The sequence below is a fragment of the Blastomonas sp. CCH1-A6 genome (assembly GCF_001556365.1).
Classification (GTDB): Bacteria; Pseudomonadota; Alphaproteobacteria; order Sphingomonadales; family Sphingomonadaceae; genus Blastomonas; species Blastomonas ursincola.
Genome location: NZ_LSIS01000097.1, coordinates 1 through 5,685, shown reverse-complemented (window position 1 = coordinate 5,685; position 5,685 = coordinate 1). Strand labels below are relative to the sequence as shown.

The 5,685-nt window shown below is 64.3% G+C and carries 5 protein-coding genes and 1 pseudogene; 2 read left to right on the top strand and 4 right to left on the bottom strand.

Annotated elements, in window-relative coordinates:
• Positions 1-367, bottom strand: a pseudogene (locus AX735_RS04420) (dipeptide epimerase); the annotation flags it as partial.
• Between the two features lie 69 nt (positions 368-436).
• A complete protein-coding gene (locus AX735_RS04415; RefSeq protein ID WP_066276189.1) occupies positions 437-1,657 on the bottom strand; it encodes a polyhydroxyalkanoate depolymerase in 1,221 nt (406 codons plus the stop codon).
• A gap of 273 nt (positions 1,658-1,930) precedes the next feature.
• On the opposite strand from AX735_RS04415, the gene AX735_RS04410 reads away from it, so the two are divergent.
• Together AX735_RS04410 and AX735_RS04405 are read left to right on the top strand one after the other, a co-directional pair.
• On the top strand, positions 1,931-3,805 hold the full coding sequence (locus AX735_RS04410) for an ABC transporter transmembrane domain-containing protein (RefSeq protein WP_137775758.1): 1,875 nt from the start codon (positions 1,931-1,933) through the stop codon (positions 3,803-3,805).
• Positions 3,780-4,859 (top strand): esterase-like activity of phytase family protein, encoded by a 1,080-nt coding sequence (locus AX735_RS04405; protein ID WP_066276181.1) that lies wholly within the window; start codon positions 3,780-3,782, stop codon positions 4,857-4,859. Before AX735_RS04410 ends, AX735_RS04405 begins: the two co-directional genes overlap by 26 nt.
• Here AX735_RS04405 and AX735_RS04400 read toward each other — a convergent pair.
• Both AX735_RS04400 and rpmB read right to left on the bottom strand, forming a co-directional pair.
• Positions 4,828-5,295 (bottom strand): Rid family hydrolase, encoded by a 468-nt coding sequence (locus AX735_RS04400; RefSeq protein ID WP_066276178.1) that lies wholly within the window; start codon positions 5,293-5,295, stop codon positions 4,828-4,830. The two genes, AX735_RS04405 and AX735_RS04400, sit on opposite strands and share 32 nt — an antisense overlap.
• Entirely contained in the window at positions 5,295-5,576 is a 282-nt protein-coding gene (gene rpmB, locus AX735_RS04395) for a 50S ribosomal protein L28 (protein WP_023838203.1), read from the bottom strand. The genes AX735_RS04400 and rpmB overlap by 1 nt, the downstream gene beginning before the upstream one ends.
• Positions 5,577-5,685: the final 109 nt, after the last annotated feature.

Here is a 5,685-nt window from a genome sequence, read left to right as displayed (position 1 = left end):
AGGCGGTGACCAGCGGCTTGGGCTGGGGCAGGCCCGCCAGCTGCCAGAGCGGCTTGCCGGTCGCCTGAACCTCGAGGTCCCAAAGCGCGGCATCCAGCGCGTTGCGCGCTGCGCCTTCCATCATCGTCTTGAGCAGGTCCTCGCGCGTCAGCGGGCGGTTCTGCTTCGCGCGCATGTCGATGGCTTCGGCGCATAGGTCCGCCGTTTCGCCCTCGTAATAGATGGGCGTGCCCTCGCCGCAGCCGACATGCGTGCCATCGGTGACTTCGCAATAGACGACGTCGACATCGGTCTTGGCGCCGCGGCTGATGATGAAACTGCCGTCAACGGCAAAGCGCTCGACGCGCACGGTCTTCAACTTGATCATGGTCGCGGCGATAAGGGCCGGGGGCCGGGGCGGCAAGTCCGAAACGCCGCTCCCGGTCCGATCATGCGATCAATCGTGGCTCGCAATCCAGTCCTCGACCACTGGCGCGATCCGCTCGCGCCACTTGCTGCCGTTGAAGATTCCGTAATGGCCGACGCTTTCGGCCATCAGATATTTCTTCTTCGCCTTGGGCAGCTTGGGCGTCAGCGTCAGAGCCGCGCGGGTCTGGCCAAGTCCGCTGATATCGTCGCGTTCGCCCTCGATCGCCAGCAAGGCGATGTCGGTGATCGCGCCCGGATCGATCCGCTTGCCCCGGTGCATGAACTCGCCCTTGGGCAGCGAATGCGTCTGGAACACGTTCTCGACCGTCTGCAGGTAGAATTCGGCGGTCATGTCGCAGACCGAACGATATTCGTCGTAGAAGTCCTTGGTGGCATCGGCGCTTTCGCCATCGCCGTTGACCAGATGCTTGAACATCTCCCAGTGGCTCATCATGTGGTTGCCCAGGTTCATCGTCATGAAGCCGGTCAGCTGCATGAAGCCGGGATAGACCTTGCGGCCCGCGCCCTTGTACTGGAAGGGCACCTTCGCGATCACGTTGTGCTCGAACCAGGCGAGCGGGCGCTGCGTCGCCATGGTGTTGACCGCCGTGGGCGCCTCGCGGGTGTCGATCGGCCCGCCCATCATCGTCAGCGTCTTCGGCCGGCACGGATGCTGGTCGGCCGACATCAGCGCAGCGGCGGCAAAGCACGGCACCGAAGGCTGGCACACCGCGAGCATGTGCGCGCCGGGGCCGACATGCTCGAGAAAGCCGATCAGATAGTCGATATAATCGTCGAGGTCGAACCGGCCTTCCTTCAGCGGCACGTCGCGCGCATCGGCCCAGTCGGTGATATACACTTCATGGCGAGGGATCATCCGCGCGACCGTTCCGCGCAGCAGCGTAGCATAATGGCCCGACATCGGCGCGACGATCAGCAGGCGGGGGGCGTCCTTGGCCAGCTTCTCGTGGCGGAAACGGATCAGGTCGCCGAACGGGCGCTTGAGGACGATGTCCTCCTGAACGGCGCTCGGTGCGCCATCGATATCGACGCTGGTGATCCCGAAGGCAGGCTTGCCATAGGGCGCGGAGGCGTGCGCAAACACCTCGAGCGCGGAGGCCATGATCGGTTCGCCGCCAAAGAAGGTCATTGGGTTGAGCGGGCTATTCAGCATGTTCGCGCCGATCGTCGCGATGGCGCTGGCGCTCGAAAGGAACGAGCGTTGAAGTTCATAGGCGTGGTAAAGCATCAAATTCCCCTGCAAACCGCCGTGTCCGCTTGGTGCGGCTCTTTCCGGCGGCCTCTCACCTGCCAATGTTGCGCTGCACCACCGAAAATACAAGCGATTAACGCAGGTGCGGCGTGCGTGGTTGCCGGTAAAAAGCATCGCATGCACGGGTTAATCAATCGGTTACAGGCGTTTAGGCAGATGTAAATCTGACGTCCCGAAACGGTGACGTTGCCGGTGGCGGGCAACCCAAAAACATTGAGTGCAGCCGGATGGCCTGCTAGGCGCACAGCCATGGCGGAAACACACAATCCAGCGGTAGCTGCGGCGGCTGCAAACGACCCTGCGGGCATCGACGAACCGGTCGCAGACCTTGCGGATAGCGGCAAGGGCAAGCGCGGCAATCCTCGCCAGCTGGGCAATCTTGCGATGCTCGCCCAGTTTGCGGCTGCCTATCCGCGCCAGATCGCCTTCGCGCTGCTCGCGCTGACGGTGGCTGCTGGCGCGACGCTCGCCATTCCCGCAGGCTTCAAGCTTGTCATCGATCGCGGCTTTGGCGGCGATGGCGGCAGCACCGAGGATATCGGCCGCTGGTTCCGCTATCTGTTCATGATCACCGTGATCCTGGGCGTTTCCACGGCGCTGCGCTTCTACTTCGTGTCCTGGCTCGGGGAGCGGGTGGTGGCCGATATCCGCCTTGCGGTGCAGCGGAATCTGCTGGGCCTTGCCCCGTCATTCTTCGAAACCAACCGGCCGTCGGAAATCGCCTCGCGCATGACCTCGGACACCGCGATCGTCGAGCAGGTGGTCGGTACCACGGTCTCGGTCGCGCTGCGCAATCTGGTCGTGGGCATTGGCGGCATCGTCTATCTGTTCTCGCTCGCGCCCAAGCTGACCGGCATGCTGCTGCTCGGCATCCCGCTGGTCGTGCTGCCGATCGTGTTCATCGGTCGTCGGCTCGAAAAGGTCGCACGCTCGAGCCAGGACCGCGTCGCGAATGTCGGCGCGACCACAACCGAGGTGCTTGGCGCGATGAAGATCGTCCAGGCGTTCGGCCAGGAAGCGCGCGAGGCCGCGCGTTTCGGCGAGGCGGTGGAAACGACCTTTGCCACCGCGCGCCGCCGCATCACGCTGCGCGCCAGCCTCACCGCCGTCGTCATCACGCTGATCTTCGGCGCGATCACCGCGATCATGTGGCAGGGCGCGATCGACGTGATCGAGGGGCGGCTCTCGGGCGGCGACATTGCCGCGTTCGTGCTGACCGGCGGTCTGGTCGCCGGCGCCTTCGGCGCGCTGACCGAGGTGTATGGCGACCTGCTGCGTGCAGGCGGGGCCGCCGGACGGCTCAACGAGCTGCTCAACGAGCAGCCTGAAATCCGGGCTCCGGCCAATCCTATCGTGCTGCCGGTGCCCCCGCGCGGCCAGCTGAGCTTCCAGAATGTGAGCTTTGCCTATCCCACCCGGCCCGAAACGCTGGCGCTCAAGGATTTCTCGCTCCAGGTCTCGCCGGGCGAAACCGTCGCGATCGTCGGGCCTTCGGGTGCTGGCAAGTCGACCCTGTTCCAGCTCGCCCAGAGGTTCTACGATCCGCAGGCCGGATCGGTGCGGATCGATGGCGTGGCGCTGTCGTCTGCCGACCCGAAGGAGATCCGCCAGCGGATGGCCTTCGTGCCGCAGGACAGCGTGCTTTTCGCCGCCAGCGCACGCGACAATCTGCGCTACGGCAACTGGGCAGCGAGTGACGAGCAGATCTGGGAAGCGGCGCGCGCGGCCAATGCCGAGGAATTCCTGCGCAAGCTGCCTGAGGGGCTCGACAGCTATCTGGGCGAGGGCGGGGCACGGCTTTCGGGCGGTCAGCGCCAGCGTATCTCGATCGCGCGGGCGCTCTTGCGCAACGCGCCGATCCTGCTGCTTGACGAGGCGACCTCGGCGCTCGATGCCGAGAGCGAGAAGCTAGTGCAGAATGCGCTCGAGCATCTGATGCAGGGCCGCACGACGCTGGTCATCGCGCACCGGCTCGCGACCATCCGTTCAGCTGACCGCATCGTCGTGATGAGCGATGGTGGTATCGTCGAGGAAGGCACGCACGACCAGCTTTCGGCGCGCAATGGCCTGTATGCGCGGCTTTCGGCGCTGCAGTTCAATGAAGGGCCGCTCGCTGCCGAGTGACGGGGAGGACCGGGCGGTGGAGCCGATCGAAGCCGAACCGCGCGGGCGCGTCGCGCTGCGGCGCGCTCTCGCGCTCACCTCGCTGCTGTTCTTCCTTGGTACCGGTGCGTTCGTTGCCGATTCGCCGATCCCCGGCAATGACAGCCAGCAAATTACCGTGCGCACGCCGCGCGACCTGCCGCGCCTGCCACACCAGCTGGGCAATGGCCCGTTGACGCTTGTCGGAGGCTGGGAGCTGCAGAGCGACAACAGCGAGTTTGGCGGCTTTTCCGCGCTGCATGCTATAGGCAATGGGCGGCTGATCGCGCTGAGCGATGCCGCCATCCTTGCGGGCTTCACGATCACGGCCAAAGGCAGGGCGCAGGACAGCTTCATTGCACCGCTGCCGGTGCGCAAGGGGGAACCCAGCACGAAAAAGGACCAGGATTCGGAAAGCCTGACCTTCGATCCCGTGTCGGGCCGATATTGGGTGGGGTTCGAGCAGCGCCACCGCATCCGGCGCTATGCGCCGGGCTTCGCGCGCGCCGAGGCGACCGGTAAGCCGCTGGCGATGCAGGAATGGCCGAACAACGGCGGGGCAGAGGCGATGGTGCGGCTGCGTGACGGCCGGTTTCTCGTGTTTTCCGAATCGCGCTCGATCCGTCCCGGCGTGACGGTGGGGCTCATCTTCCGGAGCGATCCGGCCGAAACAGGGGCTAAGGCCGTGTCGTTCGCCTATCAGCCTCCAGAGGGCTATCGCATTACCGATATCGCACAGCTGCCCGATGGCCGGCTGATCGCGCTGCACCGGCGATTCAATCTTGCCGAAGGCGTGAGCGCCAAGATAGCGCTGATCGACACGAACACGGTCACGGCCAAAGCACTGGTGCGCCCCCGCGTCATTGCGACGCTGAAACCCCCGCTGCCGGTCGATAACATGGAAGGCATTGCGGTCGAACGCGAAGGCCGGCGCACGATCCTGTGGGTGATTGCGGACGACAACTATCTGCTGCTGCAGCGCAGCCTGCTGCTCAAGTTCGAGCTCAGCGAACCGCCTTCTTCGCCACGATCTTGATTTCGGTGACTCCGCCAGGTGAATAGAGGCGCGTGACCTGCACGGCGGTCCAGGCAGCAAAGGGCGGGGTGATGAACTGCTTCTGCACTTCAGACATAACCGCAACTTGCGGCTCTATATCCGTGTGATAGCTGGTGATTTCGACCACATCTTCCCAGGTCGCGCCTGCGCGCATCAGGATGTCGCTGATGCGGCGATAGGTGCGCTCGAACGCAGCCTTGTTTGCCGTCGGACCAACCACCACGCCTGACAGATAGATGGTGCCGTCGCGCAGGATCACGTCATCACTATAGCCCGCGCTCTCCTGAAAGGCGCGTTCCTGCGGATTTTCGGAGTATAGGACTTCGGCAGTCGTGCGCGTCCCTGCCAAAACAGGGCTCGCCAACGCTGCAAGGCCCAGCGCACCGGCATAAAGCGCGGTGCGCTGGCGGTCCATCAGGCCGCAGCCTTGTGCAGCTCGCGCTTGATCTTGGCGGCGCGGGCCGACAGCTTGTCTTCGCTGGTCTTGAGCAGCCAGTTGTCCAGGCCGCCGACATGCTCGACCGAACGCAGGCCTGCGGTCGACACGCGGAGCTTGAAGCTGCGCTCGAGCTTTTCGCTCATCAGCGTGACGTTCTGCAGGTTGGGCAGAAACACGCGCTTGGTCTTGTTGTTGGCGTGAGACACATTGTGGCCCACCATCCGGCCCTTGCCGGTCAGTTCGCAGATGCGCGACATGATAAAGAATCCTGATGCAATAGGTTTGCTAGAAGAACGGGGCGGTTAGCGTCAGATGACCTTCAAGTCAACCGCCTGCGCGCCAGATCGAGCGCGAGAGCAGCATATT